This is a genomic window from Peptoniphilus gorbachii (genome assembly GCF_016908115.1).
GTDB lineage: Bacteria > Bacillota > Clostridia > Tissierellales > Peptoniphilaceae > Peptoniphilus_A > Peptoniphilus_A gorbachii.
Genome location: NZ_JAFBDH010000001.1, coordinates 49,895 through 76,314, shown reverse-complemented (window position 1 = coordinate 76,314; position 26,420 = coordinate 49,895). Strand labels below are relative to the sequence as shown.

General features: G+C 30.0%; 25 protein-coding genes. All 25 read right to left on the bottom strand.

Features of this window, described 5'->3' with window-relative positions; genetic code table 11:
* Positions 1 to 9: 9 nt before the first annotated feature.
* The 25 genes from JOD41_RS00405 to glpX all read right to left on the bottom strand — a co-directional run bounded on the left by JOD41_RS00405 (position 10) and on the right by glpX (position 26,420).
* Positions 10 to 2,118, bottom strand: a complete 2,109-nt coding sequence (locus tag JOD41_RS00405; RefSeq protein ID WP_205051113.1) for a polyribonucleotide nucleotidyltransferase — start codon at positions 2,116 to 2,118, stop codon at positions 10 to 12.
* 43 nt (positions 2,119 to 2,161) lie between these two features.
* A complete protein-coding gene (gene rpsO / locus JOD41_RS00400) occupies positions 2,162 to 2,428 on the bottom strand; it encodes a 30S ribosomal protein S15 (protein ID WP_075658746.1) in 267 nt (88 codons plus the stop codon).
* A 113-nt stretch (positions 2,429 to 2,541) separates the two neighbouring features.
* Positions 2,542 to 3,450: a bifunctional riboflavin kinase/FAD synthetase gene (locus tag JOD41_RS00395; protein ID WP_205051112.1), complete on the bottom strand. Its 909-nt coding sequence runs from the start codon at positions 3,448 to 3,450 to the stop codon at positions 2,542 to 2,544.
* Positions 3,447 to 4,337: a tRNA pseudouridine(55) synthase TruB gene (truB, locus tag JOD41_RS00390; protein ID WP_239540824.1), complete on the bottom strand. Its 891-nt coding sequence runs from the start codon at positions 4,335 to 4,337 to the stop codon at positions 3,447 to 3,449. Before truB ends, JOD41_RS00395 begins: the two co-directional genes overlap by 4 nt.
* The gene (locus JOD41_RS00385) at positions 4,334 to 5,308 is read right to left on the bottom strand and encodes a DHH family phosphoesterase (protein WP_205051111.1); all 975 of its coding nucleotides are present in this window, start codon (positions 5,306 to 5,308) and stop codon (positions 4,334 to 4,336) included. The genes truB and JOD41_RS00385 overlap by 4 nt, the downstream gene beginning before the upstream one ends.
* Positions 5,301 to 5,654 (bottom strand): 30S ribosome-binding factor RbfA, encoded by a 354-nt coding sequence (gene rbfA, locus JOD41_RS00380; RefSeq protein WP_156701031.1) that lies wholly within the window; start codon positions 5,652 to 5,654, stop codon positions 5,301 to 5,303. Before rbfA ends, JOD41_RS00385 begins: the two co-directional genes overlap by 8 nt.
* A complete protein-coding gene (gene infB, locus JOD41_RS00375; RefSeq protein WP_205051110.1) occupies positions 5,654 to 7,957 on the bottom strand; it encodes a translation initiation factor IF-2 in 2,304 nt (767 codons plus the stop codon). Before infB ends, rbfA begins: the two co-directional genes overlap by 1 nt.
* A gap of 24 nt (positions 7,958 to 7,981) precedes the next feature.
* Complete coding sequence (gene rnpM / locus JOD41_RS00370) at positions 7,982 to 8,245, bottom strand: RNase P modulator RnpM (protein ID WP_205051109.1); 264 nt, start codon at positions 8,243 to 8,245, stop codon at positions 7,982 to 7,984.
* A gap of 27 nt (positions 8,246 to 8,272) precedes the next feature.
* Positions 8,273 to 9,514, bottom strand: coding sequence for a transcription termination factor NusA (gene nusA / locus JOD41_RS00365; protein WP_205051108.1), 1,242 nt, complete (start codon positions 9,512 to 9,514; stop codon positions 8,273 to 8,275).
* Positions 9,515 to 9,526: 12 nt separating this feature from the next.
* Positions 9,527 to 9,988 carry a ribosome maturation factor RimP gene (locus tag JOD41_RS00360; protein ID WP_205051107.1) on the bottom strand — a complete coding sequence of 154 codons (462 nt, stop codon included), beginning with the start codon at positions 9,986 to 9,988 and terminating at the stop codon, positions 9,527 to 9,529.
* Positions 9,989 to 10,117: 129 nt separating this feature from the next.
* Positions 10,118 to 14,359: a PolC-type DNA polymerase III gene (locus JOD41_RS00355; protein ID WP_205051106.1), complete on the bottom strand. Its 4,242-nt coding sequence runs from the start codon at positions 14,357 to 14,359 to the stop codon at positions 10,118 to 10,120.
* Between the two features lie 4 nt (positions 14,360 to 14,363).
* Entirely contained in the window at positions 14,364 to 15,419 is a 1,056-nt protein-coding gene (gene ispG / locus JOD41_RS00350) for a flavodoxin-dependent (E)-4-hydroxy-3-methylbut-2-enyl-diphosphate synthase (RefSeq protein WP_205051105.1), read from the bottom strand.
* Entirely contained in the window at positions 15,416 to 16,426 is a 1,011-nt protein-coding gene (gene rseP / locus JOD41_RS00345; protein WP_205051104.1) for an RIP metalloprotease RseP, read from the bottom strand. Before rseP ends, ispG begins: the two co-directional genes overlap by 4 nt.
* Before the next feature lie 9 nt (positions 16,427 to 16,435).
* Positions 16,436 to 17,218 (bottom strand): phosphatidate cytidylyltransferase, encoded by a 783-nt coding sequence (locus tag JOD41_RS00340; protein WP_205051103.1) that lies wholly within the window; start codon positions 17,216 to 17,218, stop codon positions 16,436 to 16,438.
* Positions 17,219 to 17,220: 2 nt separating this feature from the next.
* Positions 17,221 to 17,946 carry an isoprenyl transferase gene (locus JOD41_RS00335; RefSeq protein WP_205051102.1) on the bottom strand — a complete coding sequence of 242 codons (726 nt, stop codon included), beginning with the start codon at positions 17,944 to 17,946 and terminating at the stop codon, positions 17,221 to 17,223.
* 45 nt (positions 17,947 to 17,991) lie between these two features.
* Positions 17,992 to 18,549 carry a ribosome recycling factor gene (gene frr, locus JOD41_RS00330; RefSeq protein ID WP_205051101.1) on the bottom strand — a complete coding sequence of 186 codons (558 nt, stop codon included), beginning with the start codon at positions 18,547 to 18,549 and terminating at the stop codon, positions 17,992 to 17,994.
* Between the two features lie 9 nt (positions 18,550 to 18,558).
* A complete protein-coding gene (gene pyrH / locus JOD41_RS00325) occupies positions 18,559 to 19,263 on the bottom strand; it encodes a UMP kinase (RefSeq protein WP_156701052.1) in 705 nt (234 codons plus the stop codon).
* A 16-nt stretch (positions 19,264 to 19,279) separates the two neighbouring features.
* Positions 19,280 to 19,924 carry a translation elongation factor Ts gene (gene tsf / locus JOD41_RS00320; RefSeq protein WP_205051100.1) on the bottom strand — a complete coding sequence of 215 codons (645 nt, stop codon included), beginning with the start codon at positions 19,922 to 19,924 and terminating at the stop codon, positions 19,280 to 19,282.
* A 72-nt stretch (positions 19,925 to 19,996) separates the two neighbouring features.
* Positions 19,997 to 20,785: a 30S ribosomal protein S2 gene (rpsB, locus tag JOD41_RS00315; RefSeq protein ID WP_205051099.1), complete on the bottom strand. Its 789-nt coding sequence runs from the start codon at positions 20,783 to 20,785 to the stop codon at positions 19,997 to 19,999.
* 279 nt (positions 20,786 to 21,064) lie between these two features.
* Positions 21,065 to 21,607 carry a rubrerythrin family protein gene (locus JOD41_RS00310; RefSeq protein ID WP_205051098.1) on the bottom strand — a complete coding sequence of 181 codons (543 nt, stop codon included), beginning with the start codon at positions 21,605 to 21,607 and terminating at the stop codon, positions 21,065 to 21,067.
* A 111-nt stretch (positions 21,608 to 21,718) separates the two neighbouring features.
* A complete protein-coding gene (gene prfA, locus JOD41_RS00305) occupies positions 21,719 to 22,786 on the bottom strand; it encodes a peptide chain release factor 1 (protein ID WP_205051097.1) in 1,068 nt (355 codons plus the stop codon).
* An 8-nt stretch (positions 22,787 to 22,794) separates the two neighbouring features.
* Positions 22,795 to 23,631, bottom strand: coding sequence for a peptide chain release factor N(5)-glutamine methyltransferase (gene prmC / locus JOD41_RS00300; protein WP_205051096.1), 837 nt, complete (start codon positions 23,629 to 23,631; stop codon positions 22,795 to 22,797).
* 42 nt (positions 23,632 to 23,673) lie between these two features.
* A complete protein-coding gene (gene rpmE / locus JOD41_RS00295) occupies positions 23,674 to 23,877 on the bottom strand; it encodes a 50S ribosomal protein L31 (protein WP_005956574.1) in 204 nt (67 codons plus the stop codon).
* 139 nt (positions 23,878 to 24,016) lie between these two features.
* Entirely contained in the window at positions 24,017 to 25,447 is a 1,431-nt protein-coding gene (gene rho / locus JOD41_RS00290) for a transcription termination factor Rho (protein WP_205051095.1), read from the bottom strand.
* Between the two features lie 7 nt (positions 25,448 to 25,454).
* Positions 25,455 to 26,420, bottom strand: coding sequence for a class II fructose-bisphosphatase (gene glpX, locus JOD41_RS00285; RefSeq protein ID WP_205051094.1), 966 nt, complete (start codon positions 26,418 to 26,420; stop codon positions 25,455 to 25,457).

The window sequence follows — 26,420 nt, the reverse complement described above, 5'->3', positions numbered from 1 at the left end:
AATTTTTATTTATTTATCTTGCTCTTTCTTGTTGTCTTCTCTCTTTATAAGAGCTTTTCTTGAAAGTGAAATTTTACCAGTGTCTTCAGCAATATCAATTACCTTAACTTCAACTGTGTCGCCAACTTTTAGAACATCTTCAACATTATTAGTTCTTTCGTGAGCAATTTCTGAAATATGAAGAAGTCCTTCAGTTCCCTTTTTAATTTCTACAAAGGCTCCAAATTTTACTATTTTCTTAACCTTTCCAGTATAAACTTCTCCTATTTCAATTTCTTTTACTATATCTTCTATTATAGAAATTGCTTCTTTTGCTTTTGCATCATTATCAGAAAGTATAGAAATTCTTCCGTCATCATCAATATCTATTTTAACGCCAGTTTGTTCAATAATTTTATTAATTATCTTTCCACCGGCACCTATAACTTCACCAATTCTTTCTGAATCAATAGAAATCATGTGAATTATTGGAGCGTATTTAGAGAGTTCAGCTCTTGGTTTTTCAATAGTAGTTTCTAGATGATCAAGTATTTCAAATCTTGCAACTTTTGCTCTTTCAAGGGCAACTTCAAGAATTTCTTTTTTAATTCCTTCAACTTTTATATCCATTTGTATAGCAGTGATACCTTCTCTAGTACCTGCTACCTTAAAGTCCATATCTCCAAAGTGATCTTCAAGACCTTGAATGTCAGTTAAAATTTTAATTACACCATTTTCTTCAATAAGACCCATGGCAATACCAGCTACTGGAGCCTTAATTGGAACACCAGCATCCATTAGTGCTAACGTAGATCCACAAATTGATGCTTGAGAAGAAGATCCATTAGATGATAATACTTCAGATACAACTCTTATTGTGTATGGGAAAGTTTCGCTATCAGGTATTACTGGAATAAGAGCTCTTTCAGCTAAAGCACCATGGCCAATTTCACGCCTTCCTGGTGATCTTGATGGTTTAGTATCTCCAACACAAAATCCAGGGAAATTATAGTGGTGAATATATCTTTTTGGCTTGTCATCTCCAAGTCCATCAATAACTTGTTCTTCAGAAATTGCTCCTAATGTTGCAATAGAAAGTACTTGAGTTTGTCCTCTAGTGAATAGTCCCGAACCATGAGTTCTTGGTAGAACTCCAACTTCTGAAGAAAGAGGTCTAATTTCAGTTAATTTTCTATCGTCAGGTCTTCTTTCATCTTCAAGAATTCCACGTCTAACTTCAGTTACTTCTATTTCTTCTAAAGCAGCCTCAACGTCTTTTGCATTTTCTTCCATTAAGTCTTTAAAATGTTCTCTAATGTCTTCTTTTGCTGCTTCAGTTTTTTCAACTCTTACAATTTTATCTTTTTGTCTAATTGCATCAACTAATAAATCTTTGCCATATTCTTTAACTTGAGAAACAATTTCTTCATCAGCCTTAAATACTTCATATTCAGCTTTTTCTTTTCCAATTTCTGAAGTAATTTCGTTAGTAAACTTACAAATTTCTTTTATAACTTCATGTCCTTCTAAAATTGCTTCTAACATTTCAGCTTCGCTTACTTCTTGTGCACCTGCTTCTACCATCATAATAGCAGATTCAGTTCCAGCAAGTGAAAGATTTATTCTAGAGTTATTTCTCTCTTCTTCATTAGGATTTATAATATATTTACCATCAATAAAGCCAACTTCAACGGAACCAGTAGGTCCATCAAAAGGAATGTCAGAAATAGAAAGAGCAATAGAAGAACCAATCATAGCTACAATTTCTGGCGAATGATCTTGGTCAACACTTAAAACAGTAGCTACAATATGAACATCATTTCTATATCCTTCAGGAAAAAGAGGTCTTAGAGGTCTGTCTATTAATCTAGCAGAAAGTGTAGCTTTTTCACTTGGTCTTCCTTCTCTTTTAATAAATCCACCAGGAATTTTCCCAACAGCATACATCTTTTCTTCATAATCAACACTTAGAGGAAAGAAGTCGATTCCCTCTCTTGGTTTAGATGAAGATGTTGCAGTAACAAGAACGACAGTGTCTCCATATTGAACTAAACAAGCTCCATTAGCTTGTTCTGCAACTTTTCCAATTGTAACTTTTAACTGTGAGCCTGCAAGATCCATAGTATAAGTTTTTTCCATTATTTCCTCCTTCTAATAAGAAAGAGCGGAATTACCGCTCCTATTATCCTCTTATTTGTAGTTTTTTAATAAGTGTACGATATCTTTCTATATCACTATTTTTTAAATATCTTAATAAGTTTCTTCTTTTACCAACCATTTTAAGAAGTCCTCTTCTTGAGTGGTGGTCTTTCTTGTGAATTCTCAAGTGTTCATTTAAATCGTTAATTCTTCTAGTAAGAATTGCAATTTGTACTTCTGGTGAACCTGTGTCACCTTCATGAGTTTTAAATTCGTCAATAATAATCTTTTTAATATTTGGTTCTAACATATTTTCCTCCTAAATTTTTAATAGAGCTAATCAAAGTAGGCGTCGAGGAGCGTCCAACTGAGAATAGCTATTTAACCTTTTATATATTACCACGAAATGCAATAAATGTAAAGTTATCTATTTCTTGTAACTAAAACATCTTTTGCAATTTGTTCAAACAATTCTTCTACACTATTAAACTTTAATTCAGGTCTAACAAAATCTAATAGTTCAAGCTCTACAATTTCACCATAAATATCCTCATAAAAATCTAAAATATGTGCTTCTATTTTAATTCCATCATGTTCAACAGTAGGATTAGTCCCAATATTTGTAGATGCCTTATATTTTTTACCCTTAATTATAATGTCGGTGTCGTATACTCCAAATTTTGGTATAACAAAATTATCAATTAGTCTTAAATTTGCCGTTGGATAGCCCATTTTCTTGCCCAAGCCTTTTGCATGAATAATTTCTCCAATAAGTTTATAAGGTCTTGAAAGTAAAAAATTTGCTTCCTTTATTTTACCATTTTCAATTAATTTTCTAATCAATGAAGAAGAAATTTTTTCGCCTTTATAAGAAATTTGCTCAATTATTTCAACAGTTTCAAATAAACTTTTATTTTCTCTTAAAAATTCAATATTTCCAGATTTTTTATATCCGTAGGTGTAATCATAACCCACTACTACTCCTTTTATTTTTAAATTTTTTGCTAAAAAATCATCTAAAAATTTAATAGGACTGTAGGACATAAATTCTTTTGTAAAATTTATCAGGTAAATTATATCTACGCCTAAATTTTCTAAAATTTCAAATTTTGTCTTATTAGTTGTTATAATATCTTTTTTCCCAACTTTTACAAGATTATCTGTGTGCTCATTAAAAAGCAAAAGACTTGACTTAATATTCAATTTTTTTGCATTTTCAATAGCTTTTTTTATTAATTCAATATGTCCTCTGTGGACGCCGTCAAAATTTCCAAGGGCTATAACTGATTCTTCTTTAGCTTTATAATTTAAGTCAATTTCAATTATTTTCATAAATCACCTATTAAATTCTTCTTCATTTTGAGAAAAAACTCTCCATCTTTTTTCTTTAATTCACCAATTCCCAAAAATTTATTTTCTGAGTAAACTCTATAATTTTCATCATTTAATTTTTCTTTTAACTTATAAAATTGTCCCATAATAAATTTTTCACAAAAACTTTTTGGAATATCAATTCTTTTAAAATTCATGAGTGCTAAATCCATAGGTAAAATTTTTTCTTTTATTTCATCTAGGCTTAATTTTTCAAAATCAGAAACTTTTATGGCGTCTTCAATTTTAAAAGACCCAGTCCTAATTCGTCTAAGCTCAGTTAGGGTTCCAAAAGTTCCAAGAGATCTTCCAAGGTCATTTGCAAGAGATCTAATATATGTTCCCTTTGATACCTTAGTTAAAATTGTAAATTCGTCTTTTCCATTAAAATCTAAAAGTTCAATTTTATAAATTTCAACATCTCTTTTTTTTATTTCGACATCTTTACCTTCTCTTGCATATTCATAAAGTTTTTTTCCATTAACTTTTAGGGCAGAATAAATTGGAGGTCTTTGAGAAATTTTACCAGTGAATTTAATTAAAGTATCTTTAATATCTTCATCAGTAAAACATACATCTTCTTCCTCCAAAATTTTTCCAGTTATATCATAGCTATCAGTTAGGACTCCAAGTTTTATTTTTGCCTCATATACCTTATCACTTGATAAAATATAATCACTTGTCTTAGTGCCCTTTCCTATGGAAATCACTAGCACACCTGTTGCCATTGGGTCAAGTGTGCCAGTGTGACCTACTTTTTTTATTCCTAATTTTTTCCTAACTTTATAAACTAAATCGTGAGAAGTAATTCCCTTTTCTTTGTCAAAAATTAAAAGTCCGTCCATCATAATTGTTCTTCAGCTACTTTAATAATGTCTTCTTTAGCTTTAATTAAATCAGTATGATTTATTGTTCCTCCAGATGCTCTAACATGACCTCCGCCATTAAATTTTGAAGCAATCTTTGTGCAGTCAATATTTGACTTAGATCTAAGGGAAAGTCTTATGCAGTCATCTTTTTCTTTTAATAAAATTGCAAGTTCAACTGTGTCAATATCTCTTACAAATTCAACAATTCCATCTGCATCAGATTTTTCTGCCTTTGATTTTTCCATGTCATCTTTTGTAACAAAAACAAGGGCAATTTTATTGTCATGAAAGTATTCTATTGAATTCATTGCTCTAATTAATAAATCTGTCTTTTCTCTACTTCTACTTTGATAGACATTCACTGTAACTTCATCAATATCAACATCGTATTTAAATAAATTTGATGCAGTTAAAAATGTACTTGAAGATACAGAGCTATATTTAAAGGAGCCTGTATCAGTTGAAAGTCCAGTAAATAGTGAAGTTGCAATTTCTTTACTTAGTTCTAAATTCAAAGTTTCAAAAATCCTTGCAAGGACTTCACAAGTTGCTGGAGATTTAAAGTCAACTATATTTAAATCAGCGTAATTTGTGTTGCTAAAATGATGATCAATATTTACAGTTTTCTTTGATGCTTCAAAGACTTTTTTTATATTATCGCCCATTCTATTTTCATCAGATGAATCTAAGGCAATAAATAAATCAAAATCATTTTGTAATTCATTAGGAGCCTTTGCAAAGGACAAGTTTGGCAAAAATTTAAAAGATTTTGGAATTTTGTCATCTAAAATAAAGACTACATCTTTTCCAAGTTTATTTAACATACCAACCATCGCTGTAACTGAGCCTAAGTTATCTCCATCTGGATTTAAATGAGAAGCAACTGCTATAATTTCACTTTCATCAATTAATTTTTTAAAAGTTGAGGAAAGTTCTATTAAATTATTCATTTCCACGATTTACCTCATCAATTAATTTATCAAGTTCAAGTGCCTTTTCTATAGAATCATCTTTAATAAAGATAAGTTCAGGCATGGCTCTAAGTTTAACTTTTTTTGATAACTCTTTTTTTATAAATCCCTTTGCGGAATTTAAACCTTCAACAGCTTCATCTCTATCAAAGTCATTTCCAAGTACAGAAACATATACCTTGGCAAAAGATAAATCATTAGTAACATCTACATGTGAAATACTTGTTATAGATGGAATTCTCGGATCCTTTAATTCATTTTGGATAATATTTGAAATAGTTCTTTTTACTTCTTCAGAAATTCTATTAATTCTCTTATTATTCATTATGCTCTCTTAACTTCCTTTAATATAAATGATTCAAGAAGGTCTCCCTCTTTGATGTCATTGAAGCCATCGATTACAAGACCACCTTCAAAGCCGCTAGCAAGTTCTTTTGCATCATCTTTAAATCTCTTAAGTGATGCAATATCTCCTTCGTGAATTACGACATCATCTCTCAAAACTTTTACTTTAGAATTTCTTAAAATCTTACCATTTAAAACATATACACCTGCAACCATTTGGTTGTTAGGAAGTTTAAATGTTTGTCTAATTTCACATCTACCAAGAATTTCTTCAACAATATCTGGGTCAAGCATACCTTTAGCAGCTTGTTCAATGTCATTTATTATTTCGTAAATTACTCTATAAGTTCTAATTTCAACATCTTCAGCTTTAGCAAGTTCTATAGCATTAATATTTGGTCTTACATTAAATCCTATTACAATTGCATTAGATGCAGAGGCAAGTGTTACGTCAGATTCGTTAATTCCGCCAACACCAGAGTGAATTATTGAAATTTTAACTTCATTTGTAGAAAGTTTTAAAAGTGATTGATTTAAAGCTTCAACAGATCCTTTAACATCAGCTTTAACAACAATATTTAATTCTTTTACATCTTCTTCAGAAATTTTTTCAAATAAATTATCAAGACTAATCTTTGTTGTTTGACTAAGCCTTTTTTCTCTTGAAATTTCTGAATTTTTATCAGCAATTGCCTTGGCAGTTTTGTCGTCATTTACTGCATAAATAGTATCTCCTGCATTAGGAACTTCGTTAAGGCCAAGAACTACAACTGGCATCGATGGACCAGCTTTTTTAACTTTTTTGCCCTTATCATCTTCCATTGCTCTAATTCTACCAGAACATACTCCGGATACTATTGAGTCTCCAAATCTTAAAGTACCATTTTTAATAAGAATAGTAGCCATAGGTCCCTTTGCCTTGTCAAGATTTGCTTCAATAATTGTACCGATAGCACGTCTGTTAGGGTTTGCCTTTAGTTCTCTCATTTCTGCTACTAAAAGAATCATTTCAAGAAGTTCATCTATTCCTTCTCCAGTTTTAGAAGAAACGCCTACAACAATAGTGTCTCCGTCCCACTCTTCAGCTACTAAATTTTCATTCATAAGCTCTTGCTTTACTCTTTCAGGATTGGCTTCTGGTTTATCAATTTTTGTAATGGCTACGATAATTGGGACTTCAGCTGATCTTGCGTGAGAAATAGCTTCTATAGTTTGAGGCATTACACCATCATCTGCAGCAACAACAAGCACTGCTATATCTGTAGTTTGAGCTCCTCTAAGTCTCATTGAAGTAAAAGCTTCGTGACCAGGAGTATCTAAAAAAGTTATTTTCTTTCCTGATAAATTTACTGTGTAAGCACCTATATGTTGAGTGATTCCCCCAGCTTCAGATTGTGTAACATGAGTTTTCTTTATTGAATCAAGAAGAGATGTCTTACCATGGTCAACGTGACCCATAACTGTTACAACTGGTGGTCTTGTTTTTAAGTCTCTTTCCTTGTCTTTCTTTAATAGGCCATATTCTTCTTCAATGGAATTATCAAGTTTTTGTTCTTCAATTTCAATTCCAATTCCTAATTCATCTGCCAATAAAATGCAAGTATCCTCATCAATACTTTGATTTTGGTTGGCCATTACTCCAAGACCTATTAATTTTGTAATTACTGTTGACACAGATACTCCAAGTTGATCTGCAAAATCTTTAACTGTAATTGGTGCAATCACTGTTATAGGATCATCCCCTTTATTTTCTTCCTCTGTTTTATGTCTTGATTTAACTTTTTTCTTGGGTTTTTTCTTTGTTAAATCTCTATTGTAGGAGTTGTTAATTTCCTTTTTATCATCTTTATTTTTGGATTTCTTTTTTCTATTGTTTTTAAAATCTTCTTCTCCAAAAAACTCTTCTTTTTTATTTTTAAAACTTTTATTGTGTTTGTGGTTTTCTACTTTACCATTGTCAAATGACTTTTTATTAGTATTTACTTTGTTATCTCTATTTTTTTTAACGCTGTCTTTATTTTGTTTTTCTTTATTACCATTATTATTGGCATCTTGTTTTTTATTTTTTTTATCTCTACTATTTTTAGAATTATCATTCTTTACAGGAGATTCATTCTCAGAAGAGTTTTTTTTGTATAATTTTCTTACTTTTTCTTCATCAGCACTTTCTAGCGTTGACATGTGATTTTTTACAGGTATCTCTATTTCATTTAATTTTAAAATTAATTCTTTACTTGTAATACCAATTTCCTTTGCCAATGCGTGCACTCTTATCTTTGACAAATTGAACACCTCCTCAAAAGAAGCTTAATCTACAGAATTCATTAGCTTATCATAAACTTCCTCACTAATTTCTGTTGTAAATGCTCTGTTTAGAGCCTTTGACTTTATCGCTTTTTCTAAACAACTTTTGTCATTGCATAAATAAGCTCCTCTTCCATTTGCCTTACCCGTTTTATCTATAAAGATCTCATTTTCTTTGTTTTTGACAACTCTGATCAAATCTTTTTTTGCCCTTTGTTCCCTACAACCTATGCATGTACGCATAGGTATTTTCCTAATTTTAGTCATTTTTCACTCCGTTAAATTAAGAATTTTTCAATTTTCCTTTTTTTCTATCTCTTCAGTATCTTTAATTTCATCTGAAGAATCCTCTACTATTAAATCTTCATCATTAACTTCAACATTTGAATCATTAATTTCAATTGATTCCTCAGAATTTTCTATTTCTTCAGGTATTTCTTTTTTAGCATTTTCAAATTCTTCAGCCAATTCTTCTTCAGTAATACCTCTGTCTTCAAGATATTCTTCAAACTGTTCCTGAGATTTAATATCGATTTTCCATCCAGTTAGTTTAGCTGCAAGTCTAACATTTTGTCCTTCCTTACCAATTGCTAGTGATAATTGATAATCTGGCACTATTGCTAATGCAGATTTTTCAGCTTCATTTACAAAAACTTTTTCAACTTTTGATGGGCTTAAAGAGTTTGCAATAAATTTATCAATTTCTTTTTCATAAATTACAATATCAATTTTTTCATTGTGGATTTCATCAACAATAGCATTAACTCTTTGACCCTTATAACCAACGCAAGCTCCAAGTGGATCTACTTCAGGGTCTCTTGAAAATACTGCTATTTTTGTTCTTGACCCTGCTTCTCTTGAAATAGAATATATTTCAACAATTCCTTCACTTACTTCTGGGACTTCTAATTCAAAAAGTCTTTTTATTAAATCAGGATGTGATCTTGAAAGTATTATTTGTGGACCTTTTGTCGATTTTTCAACAGATAGTATCAACAATTTGTATCTATCACCATGTTCATATTTTTCGCCATTAATTTGTTCGCTATAAGGTAAAACAGCTTCAGTAGTTCCTAAATCAACATAGACATTATTGTAAGATTTTCTTTGAACTACTCCAGTGATAATTTCCTTTTCCCTTTCAACATACTCGTCGAAAACAATATCTCTTTCAGCATCTTTTATTCTTTGGATAACAACTTGTTTAGCAGTTTGAGCAGCAATTCTTCCAAAATTTTTAGGATGAATTTCTAAATTATATATATCTCCGACTTCATAACTTGGGTCAATTTTTTTTGCTTCATCTAGAGAAATTTCAAGTTGATCATCTTCAACATTTTCTACAATATTTTTTGATGCAAAAAGTTTGATTTCTCCAGTTTCTCTATTCATATTTACAATAACATTTTGAGATGTACCATAGTTTTTTCTATAACTAGAAACTAAAGCTGATTCCAACGCTTCAAATATGATTTCTCTTGAAATCCCTTTTTCTTTTTCAATTTCACTTAAAGCGTCTATAAACTCTTGGTTCATTTAATCCTCCATTTAAAACTTAATAGTTTGTTTCATAGATGCAATTGACTTTATAGGAATTTTTAATTCCTCATCATCAACTTTACAATAAACAAATTCATCATCGTATCTGTCTAAAACAAAACTAAATTCTTTTTTACCATCAATTGGAGCATAAAGTTTAACATCTACTTCATTTCCAATATTTCTTCTATAATCATCTTTTGTTTTTAAAGGTCTGTCAAGTCCTGGCGAAGAAATCTCCAAATAATAAGGATTCTTTAAAATCTCAATGTTATCTAATTCCTTTTCTAGATTTCTACTCATTTCAGTACAGTCATCAAGATCAATACCATCTTTTTTGTAAATAAAAATAGATAGCAGATCATGTTTTGATCCATTTTGAAATTCTATATCTACAACTTCGTAGCCAAGTTCTTCCGCTACCTTTTCAGCTAGTGGGTAAATTTCTCTTCTCAATTCTTTATTATTCACTTAACACCTCACTACTAAAAAACAAAGAGTGGGCTAACCCACTCTTTTCACTAAAATATCTTTCTTATTAAATTATAACATAAAATAGCAGAATTACAACATATAACTAAAATTATTCAATGCTATAGCTTAAAAATTAAATAAGGAAATTTGATTTGTCTCATCTAAATCAATTAACATTCCATTTTTTTGTAAAATTGTAATAACAGAATTTCCTGCTCTAGTCCTTTTTGAAAAATCTTCTACTGATAAGAACTTTGTTTTTAAAGCCTCTTCTTCAATACTATTTGCACAGTTTTCTCCAAGACCTGGTATTGCTCTAAGAGGCATTCTAACCTTGCCATCTTCTATAGTAAATTTCGATGCCTTTGACTTATATAAATCAGCTGGCAAAAATTCAAAACCTCTTGCATACATTTCAAGTGCTACTTCAGATACTCTTATTTCGCCTTTATCTTTTGCAGTTGGATTTTGAACTTCCTTTAATATTTTTAATCTATTCTTTAAAAAACTTGGTCCCTCAATAATATTTTCTCCATTAAAATCATTTAATTTAATAGTAAAAAATGTAGCATAAAAAGCCAAAGGGTAATTTAATTTATAGTATGCAATCCTAAAAGAAAGCATTACATATGCAACAGCGTGAGCTTTAGGGAACATATACTTAATTTTTTTACAAGAATCAATATACCATTCTGGAAGATCTAAGTTGTTCATTATTTTTTCTTGTTCTTCAGTAAGTCCCTTTCCCTTTCTAACCTTTTCCATGGTATCAAAGGCCATTTTATTCTCAGCCCCTGCATTTATTAAATAAACCATTATGTCTTCTCTAGTTGCAATTACATCTTTAAGTTCTGCCCTTCCTGAATCTACAAGCTCTTGTGCATTTGATATCCATACATCAGTGCCATGTGAAAGCCCGGAAATTCTAACTAAATCTGCAAAGTTCTTTGGTTTAGTTTCCATAAGCATTGATATGACAAAAGATGTACCAAATTCTGGTATGCCAAGAGTTCCTGTATTGCAAGAAAAAATTTCCTCATCCATATTAAAAATTTCTGCACTATTAAAAATAGATAAAGTTTTCTCATCGTCAAGTCTAATTTTATTTGAATCAAGTCCTGTAAAATCTTCTAGCATTTTTATAATAGTTGGACCATCGTGACCAAGTATATCAAGTTTTAAAATTTTTCCATGAATAAAATTATAATCAAAATGCGTAGTTATTACTCCTGAAGTAGGGTCATCTGCTGGATATTGAATTGGGGTAAAGTCAAAAATACTTTTGCTTTTTGGAACAATCATAACGCCGCCTGGATGTTGTCCACTTGTTCTTTTACCATCTGTTATTGCTTTTGCTAACCTATCTATTTCGATTGGAGAAATATTTTTTCCATCAAAATATTTTTTTACATATCCATAAGCAGTTTTTTCAGCTATTTTGCCAATAGTTCCTGCTCTAAATACATAACCCTCACCAAATAATTCTTCTGTATATTTATGGGCTTGTGGTTGATATTCTCCTGCAAAGTTTAAATCAATATCTGGCTCTTTATCTCCATAGAATCCCAAAAATACTTCAAAAGGTATATTGTGACCATCCTTTTTCATTGGACTTCCACAATTAGGGCAAATTTTATCTGGCATATCGACACCACTACCATATTTTAGGTCCTTTGTAAATTCAGAGTATTTACACTTTGGACAAATATAATGTGGTGGAAGAGGATTTACTTCTGTTATACCAGACATAGTTGCAACAAAAGATGAACCAACAGATCCTCTGGATCCTACTAAAAATCCATCATCATTAGATTTCTTTACAAGTTTTTGTGCAATTATATAAAGAACAGAATATCCATTTGAAATTATAGATTTAAGTTCCTTTTCCAATCTTTCTTCAACTATAGGAGGTAGATTTTCGCCATAAATATCATGAGCTTTTTTGTATGTTATTTCTCTAAGACTTTCATCAGAACCTTCTATTACTGGTGGAAATTTCCCATCTGGTATTGGTTTAATACTATCTATTTCATTTTTCAATTTATTTGTATTTGAAACAACCACTTCATAAGCTTTTTCTTCTCCTAGATATGAAAATTCTTCTAGCATTTCTTCTGTAGTTTTAAAATAGAATTTTTGCTTTCTACTAGCTCTTGGATCAGGTCTTCCAGGCTTACCGTTTAAGACAATTCTTCTCAGAACATCTTCTGACTCTTCCAAATAATAGGTATCTGTATCTGCAATAACTGGAATTTCAAGTTTTTCTCCAAGCCATAGAATCTTTTTATTTATTTCTCTTATGTCATTTACACTAAATTTTCCATCTTCTATTGCCATTACATTGTCGCTTGCAGGTTGAATTTCCAAAAAGTCATAATACTTTGCAATTTCTAAAAGTTCATCATCTGGACACATTCTATAAACTGCATCAAAAAGAGGAGAACTAGCATTTCCAGATCCTACTAAAATTCCTTCTCTATACTTATCCAATAAAGTTCTTGGGACTTTTGGATTAAAATTATAATATTTCATGTGGGAATCTGAAATTAATTTGTAGAGATTTTTTAGCCCTACTTCATTTCTTACTAATACTAGCAAGGAGTTTTCGAATAAACGTTTAGAATCTATGTTCATTATTTCTTTATTTAAGTTATCAAAATTAAATTCTTTTTCTCTCTTGAATCTTTCGATTAATTTAATAAACATAGCTGCTGTAGCTTCAGCATCATTTACTGCCCTATGTGCACCGACAAGAGAAACACCTAGATTTTTACATAGAGTTCCCAAATTAAATCTCTTCATATCAGTCATAATAGCTCTTGCCAAAACTAGTGTATCTAAAATTGGGTGACTAAATTCTAAATTATTATTAGCATATTCTCTTCTTATAAAGGAAATATCAAATTTTGCATTGTGAGCTACTAAAACAGAATCCCTTGAAAAATCGTAAAACTTTGGAATTACTTCTTCTATAGTTGGTTCATTTTCTACCTTAGCATTGCTAATACCAGTAAGCTCAACTACAACTTGTGGAATTTCTTTTTCAGGATTAATAAGTTGTGAAAATCTATCTACAATTGTCCCATCAACAATTTTTACGGCGCCAATTTCTGTAATTTTATCATTTCTTGAAGATAGACCAGTAGTTTCAATATCGAAGACTACATAGGTATCATAATTTTTATTTGAATCATAATTTGTTACTATTTTTTCACTATCATCTACAAAATTTATGTCAGTGCCATATAAAATCTTTAGTCCAGTTGTTTCTCCTGCCTCCATAGCTTCAGGAAAGCCCTGAACATCATTAGTATCAGATATAGCAAGTGCATCATGACCCCATAACTTTGCTCTTTTTGCAAAATCAGTAAAGGAAGTTACTCCAGACATTTGGCACATTTTTGAGTGTATTCTAAATTCAACTCTCTTTTCGTTTGAAAAATCCATTCTAATAATTTTATCTCTTTTTTCAATGTATCTTATCATAATAGTGTCACATCTTGAAAAGTTATCATAATTTACATTTCCAGTAATTAAAACATGATCTCCCTTTTTAAAATTATCTAAAAATTCTTCAACTTTTTCTGGCTTTAGAAATATTTTTGCAAGAGTTGAAGATGTATAATCTGTGACAGACATCGCAACTAAGAAATTCCCTGTTTTTAATTCACGAGACTCAACATTAAATATATCCACTTCTACAGTGACTTTTTGAGAATTAACATTTACATCAATAAGCCTTTGAACATTATCAATATCTTTTTTTCCATAGCTATTTATTTTTTTAGATTTATTTTCCTTTACCTTATTTTCAACTTTTGTCTTTAATTCTAATTCATGTTTTGAAGAGATAACTTCCTCTGCTTCGTCAATTTGAGATATAAAAGTTTCTATATTTTCCTCTTCAACTAATTCTTTTACAAAGTTAAATTTAATTTTATAGAAATCAAAAATTTTAAGCTCATTTTCTAAATACTTTCCAAATCCATTTTTTGTAAGAGTGTAATAAGCCTCTTCAGTTGGAAGTTTAATGTCAATTAAATTTTTATCTTTTTTTATTTCAATATCTTCTATCCAAATTTTTGATGATGGATTATATTTTAAAATTTCTGCACAAATCAAATCATCTTCACTTTTATAAAGAGAAGATGATTTAAAATCAATGTAAATTTTGTATTCTTTTAAATTTTTTGAAAAAATCTCTTTTATTTTTTTCTTTAAAATTTCTTCAAGATCTTTTTCAGATAATATTACAAAAAAAACTTCTCTATTATTTTTATTTCTTTTAATGGAGTCAATACAAATATCATCTGAAATATCTAAAGAAGTAATATTTAATTTTTTTAAAATATCTTTTAATAAAATCAAAGCTTCACCCGATTTTTTCTATTTCTTTTAAAAGTTCATTTAAAAGCTCATTTTCTGGTACTTTTTTTATAATTTCGCCTTTCTTAAAAATAAGTCCGTTACCATTACCACAAGCTATGCCAATATCTGCTTCTCTGGCTTCACCTGGTCCATTTACTGCACAGCCCATTATGGCTACTTTTAGATTCTTATTCATTTCATATAATCTGTCTTCAACTGTTTTAACAATTTCAATTAAATCAACTTTTGTTCTAGCACAAGTAGGGCAAGAAATTAAATCTATTCCCTTTCTTCTTAGGTATAGAGCCTTTAGAATATCTTTTCCAGCAATAACTTCATCAATTGGATCTGATGTTAAAGAAACTCTTATTGTATCTCCTATTCCTTCAGCTAATAGTGTTCCTATTCCAATTGCCGATTTAATAATTCCCTTTTTTGGAGTTCCTGCTTCCGTTACACCAAGATGTAGTGGATAATTTGACATTTCAGAAAATTTTCTATAGCTTTCTATAGTCAAATTTACGTTGGAGGCTTTTAAAGAAACTGCAATATCAAAAAAGTTATTTTTTTCAAGAATTTCTACTTCTTCCATGGCACTAAAACATATTGAAAAAGCATTGACACCTTTAAATTTATCTAAAAATTCTTCTTTTATTGAACCTGAATTTACACCAACTCTTATGGGAATATTATAAAACTTACAAGCTTCTGTAACTTCTTTTATTTTCCAAGATTCACCAATATTTCCAGGATTTAATCTTATGGCATCACTTTCATTTTCAGCAGCAGCAAGAGCTAATTTATAATCAAATTGAATATCAGATATAATTGGAATTTTGATTTCTTTTTTTATCTCTTTAAGTGCAGCTGCATCTTCTAAATCATTTACTGCCATTCTTATAATATCGCAACCTGCCTTCTCTAATTTTTTTATTTGAGAAACAGTAGATTTTATATCCTTTGTATTTGTGTTAGTCATTGATTGGATAGAAATAAAAGAATCTCCTCCAACAGGCACACTACCAACATAAATTTTTTTCGTTTCTTTTCTATTTATCATTTACTAAACAACCTTCCAATGTCATTAAATATAGTTACATAAATCATTAAACTTAGTAAAATACTCATCCCAATTATAGTTAATTTTTGTTCAATTTTTGGATTAATAGGATTTCCTTTTACAGCTTCAATTAACAAGAATAAAAATTTTCCTCCATCTAGAGCTGGAATTGGAAGTAGATTAAATACTCCTAGGTTAACAGAAATTAAGGCTAAAATTTGAAGAAAGTTTAGAAAGCCCTTTGAAGATTCAGAACCAATCATTTGTACAACTCCAACTGGTCCTGAAAGATATTCCATTTTAAAAGAACCATCAACAATCATTTTTAAACTTTTTAAAATCATAATAGAAATGTCAAGAGTCCTTTTTGCACCAAGTTGAAATGATTTAAAAAGAGAATGCTTTAATTTAGATGTAATGCCAATTAAATACATTTTATTTTCATCTGAATACTTTGGTTTTAAATTAAAGTCTAAATTTTTGCCATCTCTATTTATTTTCAAATTAATTTCTTTACCCTCTCTATTTTTAATAAGAGAATTAATTTCATAAATATCTTTGGTTTTTACTTTATCTATTTCTATTATTATATCGCCTGATTTTAAACCTGAGATTTCTGCTGGAGAATCCTTAATTACCTTGTCAATTTCATTTGAACCATAGCCAATTATAGAAAAAATTATTGTAAAAGCAAAAAATGCTAATATGAAATTCATAAAAGCACCAGCAATAACAACTGCCATTCTCTTTAAAATGGTAGCATTATTAAAAGACCTAGGATCATGAGAATTTTCTTCTTCTCCTTCCATGGCAACATAACCACCAATAGGAAGGGCTCTTAAACTATAAGAGGTTTCTCCTTTTTTCTTTTGAAAAAGTTTTGGACCCATACCTATAGAAAATTCATTTACTTTTATCCCTGACAATTTTGCTACAGTAAAATGTCCAAATTCATGAAGCATTACAACTAATAGAAAAATTACAAGAGAACTTATTAAAGTAATCATTTATCCTCCTTAAATAAGATTATATAAAATGTAAATAAAGGGACTAATAAAAATCAAACTATCAAATCTATCTAATATTCCACCATGTCCTGGAAGAATTTGTGCGTAATCCTTTATTTCAGTATACCTTTTTATCTTAGATGCAAATAAATCTCCAAATTGACCAGATACTGATGATAAAAATATAATTAATATAACAAGTCCATTAATGTTGTATATTGGATTATATCTATTGAGCATTACAAAATAAATAGTCGTAATAATTAGAGCAAAAAATGTTCCACCTATTGCACCTTCAACAGATTTATTTGGACTTACCCTTTCAATTAATTTATGTTTTCCAAAGGTAGAACCCACAAAATAAGCAAAAGTATCAGTTGAAAAAGAAATAATAAAAGAAGCAATAATTAGATATATATCATCAATACTGCCTAGCAAATTAAGTAAAAAAATAACATAGAAATAAGTAAAAGTCGTGCAAGCATAATTATTTAAGTTATATTCATCTAAGTGTACAAAAAGGCATGAATTAACAACAAAAAATAAAACAAAAGAGTAAATTAAATTTTTATCAAAAAAAGTACATAAAAAAGTTATTATTGCACCAAAAAATAAAACTGGCAAAAATAATTTTATTCCCTTATTATAAAGGGCATTGTACATTTCTCTTACAGCCTCAAGAGTTAAAATAAAAATTGAAATTTTAATTGCATTTAGTCCCAAATAAAAAATTAAAATTATTAAAAAAATACCAACTATTCCAGTGGTAACTCTCTTTTGTAAATCTGTCAAAATTAAAGTCCTCCATACCTTCTATTGCGTCTTTGAAAATCATATATAGCCTTGTAAAATTCATTTTCATGAAAATCAGGCCACAAAATATTTGAAAAATAAAATTCGCTATAGGCTAATTGATAAAGTAAAAAATTAGAAACTCTAAGTTCTCCACTTGGTCTAATTAATAAATCAAGATCATCTTGACCTTTAGTGTATAAATATTCTTTATAGCTTTCTGTATCAATATCATTTATGTCAATTTTTCCATCAATTACATCTTTACATATATTTTTAGTAGCTCTAACAATTTCACTTTGACCGCCATAATTTAGCCCAATATTTAATATCATTTTATCATTTGATTTTGTTTCCTGCAACGCATCATCAATTAGTTTCACAATTTTATCAGGAAAGATACTATAATCTCCTAGAACTTTAATTCTCACATTATTTTTTTTGATTTTTTCCAATTGGCTTTTTATGTAAAAGGCTAATAAATCCATAAGCTTTGAAATTTCTTCTTCTGGTCTTTTCCAATTTTCTGTAGAAAAAGCATAAAGAGTCAAAGATTTAATGTTAATTTTATAGGCAGCTTCAACAATTTCAATAACCCTTTTAGTACCTTCCTTGTGCCCAAAGGTTCTTGGCATATTTCTATTTTTTGCCCATCTTCCATTTCCATCCATTATTATCCCAACATGATTTGGGATATTTTCTAAATCCAATTCGTTATAATAATTCATAAAACTCCTTAAAAAAAGAGCCTTAGAATAATCTAAGGCCAAAAATTAAATTTCCATAAGTTCTTTTTCTTTGTTTTCTGCTACTTTGTCGACTTCTTTAATAAACTTGTCTGTTAATTTTTGAATATCTTCTTCATAAGTTGATTTGTCATCTTCAGAAATCTCTTTAGATTTTTCAGCTTTCTTAATCTCTTCCATAGCGTCTCTTCTTACATTTCTAATAGAAACTTTTGCTTCTTCAGCATATTTGCCTACTAGTTTTGTAAGATCTCTTCTGCGTTCTTCTGTAAGTTGAGGAATAACAAGCCTAATAATCTTTCCATCGTTTGAAGGAGTTATTCCTAAATCAGATTTTAAGATTGCTTTTTCAATCTCAGGAATTAAATTTGCATCCCAAGGTTGAATTGTTAAAAGCCTTGGCTCTGGAGCAGAAAGACTAGCAACCTGATTAACTGGAGTTTTTTGTCCATAATAATCAACATGAATCTTATCAAGTAAAGTAGTATTAGCACGTCCTGCTCTTATAGCCTGTAATGATTCAGTAAGTGATTCTACAGTTTTTTTCATTCTAGACTCAGTGTTATTTTTTAGATCAGATATCATAATATCCTCCTATTTTACAATTGTACCAATATCTTCGCCACAGACAACCTTATACATTGCATCTTCTTCATCTATTCCAAATACTCTTAAAGGAATATTGTTATCCATGCATAATGTAGTTGCTGTACCATCCATTATTTTTAAATTTTTATTTAAGATTTCTCTATAACTTAGATTGTCATATTTTTTAGCATCTGAATTTATATTTGGATCAGAATCATAAATTCCATCAGTGCCTTTTTTTGCAAGTAAAATAACATCAGCATCTATTTCTGCAGCCCTAAGTGCAGCAGCAGTATCAGTTGAGAAATAAGGATTTCCAACACCAGCTGAAAATATAACAACGCGTCCCTTTTCTAAATGCCTAATAGCACGTCTTCTAATATAAGGTTCCGCTACTTGCTTCATATCAATAGCAGTTTGTACACGAGTAATAACGCCTAATTTTTCTAAAGAGTCCTGCAATGCCAAAGCGTTCATCACAGTACCTAACATACCCATATAATCAGATGTAGCACGATCAATATTGTTTTCGTCACGTCCTCTCCAAAAGTTTCCGCCACCAACAACAATACCAGTCTCAACACCTAATTCATAAATTTTCTTTACTTGCTTCGCAATTAAATTGACATAATTAATATCAATACCCACAGAATTTGAACCTGCTAAGGCTTCTCCGCTGAGTTTTAAAACAATTCTCTTATATTTTGGCATTTACTCCTCCAATTTGTTAACCTATTTGTTTAGCTACTTCTTCAGCAAAGTCTTCTTCTCTCTTTTCAAGACCTTCGCCAACTTCAAATCTAACAAATCTTCTGATTTTAATATTTTCACCAATTTTTGCAATTAAATCATTTAAAATATCTTGAATTTTTTTATCTGGATCTTTAATAAAATTTTGATCAAGTAGACAAATTTCTTCATAGAATTTTTCAAGTCTACCTTCAACCATTTTTTCAATAATGTGTTCTGGCTTATTTTCACCTCTAGCTTGTTCAGTAAGAACTTTTCTTTCATGTTCTACTTCTTCAGCTGGAACTTCTTCACGGCTTACATATTTTGGAGCAACTGCTGCAACTTGCATTGCAATATCTCTTACAAAAGATTTAAATTCTTCATTTTTTGCAACAAAATCTGTTTCAGAGTTAACTTCAACAAGAACACCAATTCTTCCACCGTGAATGTAAGAATCAACTAAACCTTCAGATGCAATTCTTGAAGATTTCTTTGCTACAGATGCAAGACCCTTTTCCCTTAGAAAATCTATTGCCTTATCCATATCACCATTTGTTTCTGTTAAAGCCTTTTTGCAGTCCATCATACCTGCTCCAGATTTTTCTCTTAATTCTTTAACTAATGCTGCTGTAATTGCCATTTTAATTCACTCCTTATTTATTTTTAAAAAAAGAGAGTTTTAAAGGATTACTTTAGAACTCTCGAAATATCTTTACTCTTCTATAGCTGAATTTTCATCCTCAACAGTTTCAATTACTACTTCAGAAACTTCTTGAGCGGATTCATCATAATCGTTATTATCGCTATCTTCAATTTGGCTGCCTTGTTTTCCTTCAATAACTGCATTTGCAATAGTTTCAGTAATAAGTTTTACTGCTCTAATTGCATCATCATTTCCTGGAATAGGAATATCAAGTTCATCAGGATCGCAATTTGTATCAACTATACCGATAACAGGAATTCCTAAAATATGAGCTTCTTTAACTGCGATTCTTTCTTTTTTAGGGTCTACTACGAATAAAGCCTTAGGCATACCCTTCATTTCTTTAATTCCACCAAGGAATTTTTCAAGCTTTTCTCTTTCGTGAAGTAATTGAGCAACTTCTTTTTTAGGAAGAACATCAAAAGTACCATTTTCTTCCATTTCAAAAAGTTTGTAAAGTCTTTCAATTCTCTTGTTAATTGTTTTGAAGTTAGTTAAAAGACCACCTAACCATCTTTGATTGATGTATGGCATTCCACATTTTACTGCTTCTTTTTCAATAGCATCTTGAGCTTGTTTTTTAGTACCAACAAAAAGAATTTCGCCATTATTTGCTGCAATTTCTCTTACAAAATCATAAGCTTCTTCAATTTTTTTAACAGTTTTTTGAAGGTCGATTATATAAATACCATTTCTTTCGGTAAATATAAATCTCTTCATCTTAGGGTTCCATCTTCTAGTTTGGTGTCCGAAATGAACACCGGCTTCTAATAAGTTTTTCATTGAAATTACTGACATTTAAGCCACCTCCGTGTTTTTTTCCTCCATTTTCATCATCTATTAAAGGGACCAAATTGGCAACTCCTTTAATATCAAAAAATGTGTGTATTACTTACCGCATAAAAGTATAACATAGTAAACTGAATTTATCAATAATTTGTTTCTTTATATTTGATTTTTATTTAAATCTAAAATGATTATACTATAATTAATTTTAAAACAAAAAAGTCGGTAAAAACCGACTCATTATATGAAAAATCTCTCTTTACTTAATAAAGAGAGATTTTTTTAGATAAATTAATATTCCATGAATTTATTTCCTGGGCATCCACAAATTGGACATTTATCTTCTTCTTCAAAAGTAATGTATCCGCAAGTTGGGCATACATATATTTTTTCGACATCAAGATCTTTCCCAGCGTCAACTGCTTCTTTTGCTTCTTGGTATCTTTCAGCATGAACTTTTTCTGCAGCTGAAGCAAATTTCATAGCTCTAACAGCTTCTTTTTCTCCTTGCATTTCTGCAACTGCGATAAATGATGGATACATTTGAGTTGATTCAAATATTTCACCATTTTTTGCAGCTTCAAGGTTATCAGATGTACTATTAATTCCAAAACCTGCCATTGAAGTTACTGCAAAATCTCCAGATACATCTTTAAGAGCCTTAAAGTGAAGTGTTGCGTGAATTTTTTCAGCATCAGAAGTTGCATCAAAAAGTCTCTTTACATTTTTAAAGCCATCTTTTTCAGCTACATCTCCCCAGATATTGTATCTAGTACGAGCTTGAGATTCTCCACCGAATGCTGATCTTAAATTGTCACTTGTCATTTGATTCATAATATTACCCCCATAATATTTAATAATAAAACTACATTTAATATTATAGACTATCATTTATGAAAAAGCAAACATATGCACTAAATTAATCTATTATATAATTTTTATTTTTTAATCAATATTTTCAATTTTTTGTGTTTGATCATCTGTTATCAAAGCATCAATTATTTCATCTAAATCTCCGTCATTAATAGCGTCAATTCTGTGAGATGTGAAATTAATTCTGTGGTCAGTTACTCTTCCTTGAGGGTAATTATAAGTCCTAATTCTTTCAGACCTATCTCCTGTACCAATTTGTGAAGATCTTTCCATAGATTCTTTTTCATTTTGCTCTTGAAGTTTTAAATCATATAATTTTGACCTAAGTAATTTCATTGCTTTTTCTTTGTTTCTAAGTTGTGATTTCTCATCTTGACAAGAAATAACAATTCCAGTAGGAATGTGAGTAAGTCTAACTGCTGAATCAGTTGTATTTACACATTGTCCACCATTTCCTGAAGCACGGAAAACATCAAATTTTATTTCAGTTGGATCAATTTCAATATCCACATCTTCTGCTTCAGGTAAAACTGCAACTGTTGCCGTAGATGTGTGAATTCTACCTCCACTTTCTGTTTCTGGAACCCTTTGAACTCTGTGAACTCCAGATTCATATTTAAGTCTTGAGTAAGCTCCATTACCTATAATCATAAATACAATTTCTTTAAATCCGCCAATTCCAATTTCATTTGAAGAAATAGTTTCTACTTTAAATCCTTTTCTTTCAGCATATCTTACATATTGTCTATATAGTACTCCTGCAAAAAGTGCTGCCTCATCACCACCGGCACCTGCACGAATTTCTACCATTACATTTTTACTGTCATTTTTGTCTTTAGGAATAAGCAAAATCTTCAAATCATTTTCTAAAGATTCAAGATTTTTTGTTCCTTCATTAATTTCTTCTCTAACTAAGTCTTTAAATTCATCATCTAATTTTTCTTTAATTAACTCTTTATTTTCATTTAAAGAATTTAGAGTTTCTTTATATTCTCTGTATTTTGCAACAATTGGCTCAATTTCAGCATGTTCAATAGCCTTTTGTTGGTATAACTTTGAATCATTAATAATTTCTACATTGCTCAAATCTTTTTCAAGCTCTTTTAATCTATCTTCAAAAACCGAAAGTTTTTCGTACATAATTACTCCTATATCTTTAATTGTCCAACTATTACTCTATCCAGATTATTAAGGTCTTTATAAATTTTAGTATCAAAATTTTTTTCCATTATTAGTGAAATATCTTCTGCCTCATCGTAACCTATTTCAAATACTAAAAATCCATTATTATTTAAATAATTTGGAGCCTCTTTAATGATTTCTCTATAAAAATAAAGTCCATCAATTCCACCATCTAATGCAAGCCTTGGTTCATGATCTTTCACTTCTAACTGTAAATTTTCTATTTCACTGGATTTTATATAAGGTGGATTTGAATAAATTAAATCAAATTTTCCACTCACCTTTTCAAATAAATCACTTTTCAAAATTTTAATGTTTGACTTCAAATTTTTTTTATTTATAGTGGTGTTTTTAATTGCATAAGGACTAATATCAAGAGCAGTGATATCCATTTTTCTTTTGCTTTCAAGATCCACTGTGATACTTACTATTCCTGTTCCGCAGCCAATTTCTAACATTTTATTTATATTATTTTCTTTTAAGATTTTTAAAATCACTTCAACAGAAATTTCTGTATCCTGTCTAGGAATTAAAACTCCTTCTAATACAGCAAAAGTCCTTCCGTAAAAATCTTCTCTTCCCAAAATATATTGTAGAGGAATACCCTCTTGCCTCTTTTTTAAAATATCGAAATATTTATTTTTAATAGCTTCCTCTAATTTTTCATTGTCATGAGAAACTAAATAAGATAAATCTTTATTTAAAATTTCTGCTAAAATTTTTCTGGTTTCATAAATTGGATCTGTGTATTCTAAGTTTTTTAAAAAATCTCTTCCCTCTATTAGGGCTTCTTTTATCTTCATAAATTTAAGTAATAAAAAAGGTTAGCTAGGCTAACCTCATTGTCATTTATTTCTCTTGTATCTGCTATTGAATTTTTCAATTCTTCCGCCATGATCAGAGAGTTTTTGCTTTCCTGTAAAGAAAGGATGACAAGCTGAACAAATTTCAACTTTTAAATCTTCTTTAACAGATCCTGTTTTAAAAGTATTGCCACAAGCACAAGTTACTGTAGCTTCTTTATAATCTGGATGAATTCCTTTTTTCATTGTTTAGCCCCCTTAAACTTTTTTATAACTCAATTTTTATATTATAACACAAATTTAATTGTAATACAAATATATTTATTACCTTAATTATTATACAATATATAAGGCTATAAATCAACATTTGAAGCAAGAAAGATAATTATTTTTCTAAAAATTCCTTATTATTTTTAGTTTTAGAAAGTTTATCTATAAAATTTTCTGTCACATCTTCAATATTATCTTCATTTAAATTGTTTCTAAATTCATAATTAAAGGCAAGTTCTTCTTTATTTAACAAGAACTCTTCTTTCCTAGTTCCTGATTTTAAAATATCAATTGCTGGGAAAATTCTCTTTTCTGAAAGGCTTCTGTTTAGGTGAAGCTCCATGTTGCCAGTACCCTTGAATTCTTCAAAAATCACATCGTCCATTCTTGAACCCGTATCTACAAGAGCAGTGGCAAGGATAGTTAAGCTACCACCCTCTTCAATATTTCTTGCCGCACCAAAAAATCTTTTTGGTTTGTGAAGAGACAATGGATCAAGTCCACCTGAAAGAGTTTTACCACTTGTAGGTGTAATTAAATTATAAGCTCGAGAAAGTCTTGTCAAAGAATCTAAAAGTATAACTACATCTTTTTTATTTTCCACTAATCTTTTCGCCCTATCTATTACCATTTCAGCAACTCTAGTATGATTTTTAGGATTCTCATCAAAAGTTGAGTAGACTACTTCTCCCTTGACAGATCTTTTCATATCTGTAACTTCTTCTGGCCTTTCGTCTACAAGAAGTACGATTAAATGTAAGTCAGGATAGTTTGTATTTAATGATTTAGAAATCTTTTTTAAAAGAGTAGTCTTTCCTGATTTAGGTTGGGAAACAATTAGTCCCCTTTGACCTAAACCTACTGGTGAAAGCAAATCAATTACTCTCATAGCAACATCCTCATCCTTAGTTTCTAATTTTATTTTCTTTTTTGGATAAATTGGAGTCAAATTATCAAAATAAGGTCTATTTATTATTTTTGACGGATGCCTACCATTTACAGATTTAATAAATAATAAAGCATTAAAATTTTCTCCATCCTTAGGAGGAGATTTAATTCCAAGGATTTCGTCTCCGTTTCTAAGCCTAAATTTTCTTATTTGTGATGGAGATACATAAATATCTTCTTCACTTGGTAGATAATTAATTCGTCTTAAAAATCCATAACCGTCTGGATGAAGCTCTAATATCCCCTTAACATAATCCTTGTCTTCTAAATTTTTTAATGTTTCTTGAGCATTTTCAGAAAGATCTAATTTTTCTATTTTTTCCTTTTCTTTTGATGAATTAATTTTTTCAATTAATTCTTCTTTTTTTAAAGAGTAGGATTTTTCTATTCCACATTCCTTGGCAATTTCTCGAAGTTCAGATACCTTTAATTTATCTAAAGACCTATCCTCTAAATTTTTTATTGGAAGTTCTCCTCTTGTTATATAGTGTTTCAAATCATCTATTTCATAATTTTCTGCATCTTTTAAACCTAATGATTTTGAAATTCTCCTTAAATCTTCAATTGATTTATTTTTTAATTCATTGTCGTTACTCATTTTAAATTTATTTAGCGTAATCTGGTTTTAAATCAAGAGAATGGATTGATTTAATAAATCTTTGAGTTCCACTTGGAAGTCTTAAAACTAGAGTATCAGTTTTTGCCTTATTATCTCCATAATATTTTACACCTTCAAGAATTTCTCCTGAAGTAATTCCTGTTACTGAGAAGATAACTTCGTTGCCTTTTACTAAATCTTCAATTGAATAAACTTTTTTCAAGTCAGAATCTAGGTCTCTACATCTTTGTTCTTGTTTTTCATCTGTAGGATGAAGTCTTCCTTGGAAATCTCCACCTAAACACTTTAGAGCTGCTGCAGCAATTACGCCTTCAGGAGCACCACCACGACCAATAACAAGATCGACTCCAGAATCTTCGTAGCAAGTTTCAATAGCTGTAACTACATCGCCATCAGAAACTTTTTTAACTCTGGCACCAATAGAAATAATTTCTTTAATTAAGTCTTCATGTCTAGGTCTATCAAGAACTGCTACAACAATATCTTCAATATTTTTATTAAGTGCTTTTGCAACTCTTTTTATATTTTCAGTTGCAGTATCATCTAATTTTATAAGTCCCTTAGCCTTAGGTCCACAAGCAATTTTATCCATATAAATGTCAGGTGCATTTAAAAGGCATCCCTTTGGAGCAACTGCTAAAACTGCAATAGAATTATCCATGCCATTGGCAATAGAATTTGTTCCGTCAATTGGGTCAACGGCAATATCTACTTCTTCTTCGCCATTTTTTGTTCCAATTTTTTCCCCAATATAAAGCATAGGAGCTTCATCAATTTCTCCTTCACCAATTACAACAGTTCCATCAATGTCAACTGTGTCAAACATTCTTCTCATGGCATCTACTGCTGCGCCATCTGCTGCATTTTTGTCGCCCTTTCCAAGCCATTTACCTGCTGAAAGTGCAGCTGCTTCTGTTACTCTTGCTAAGTTTAATGCTAAATTTCTGTCCAT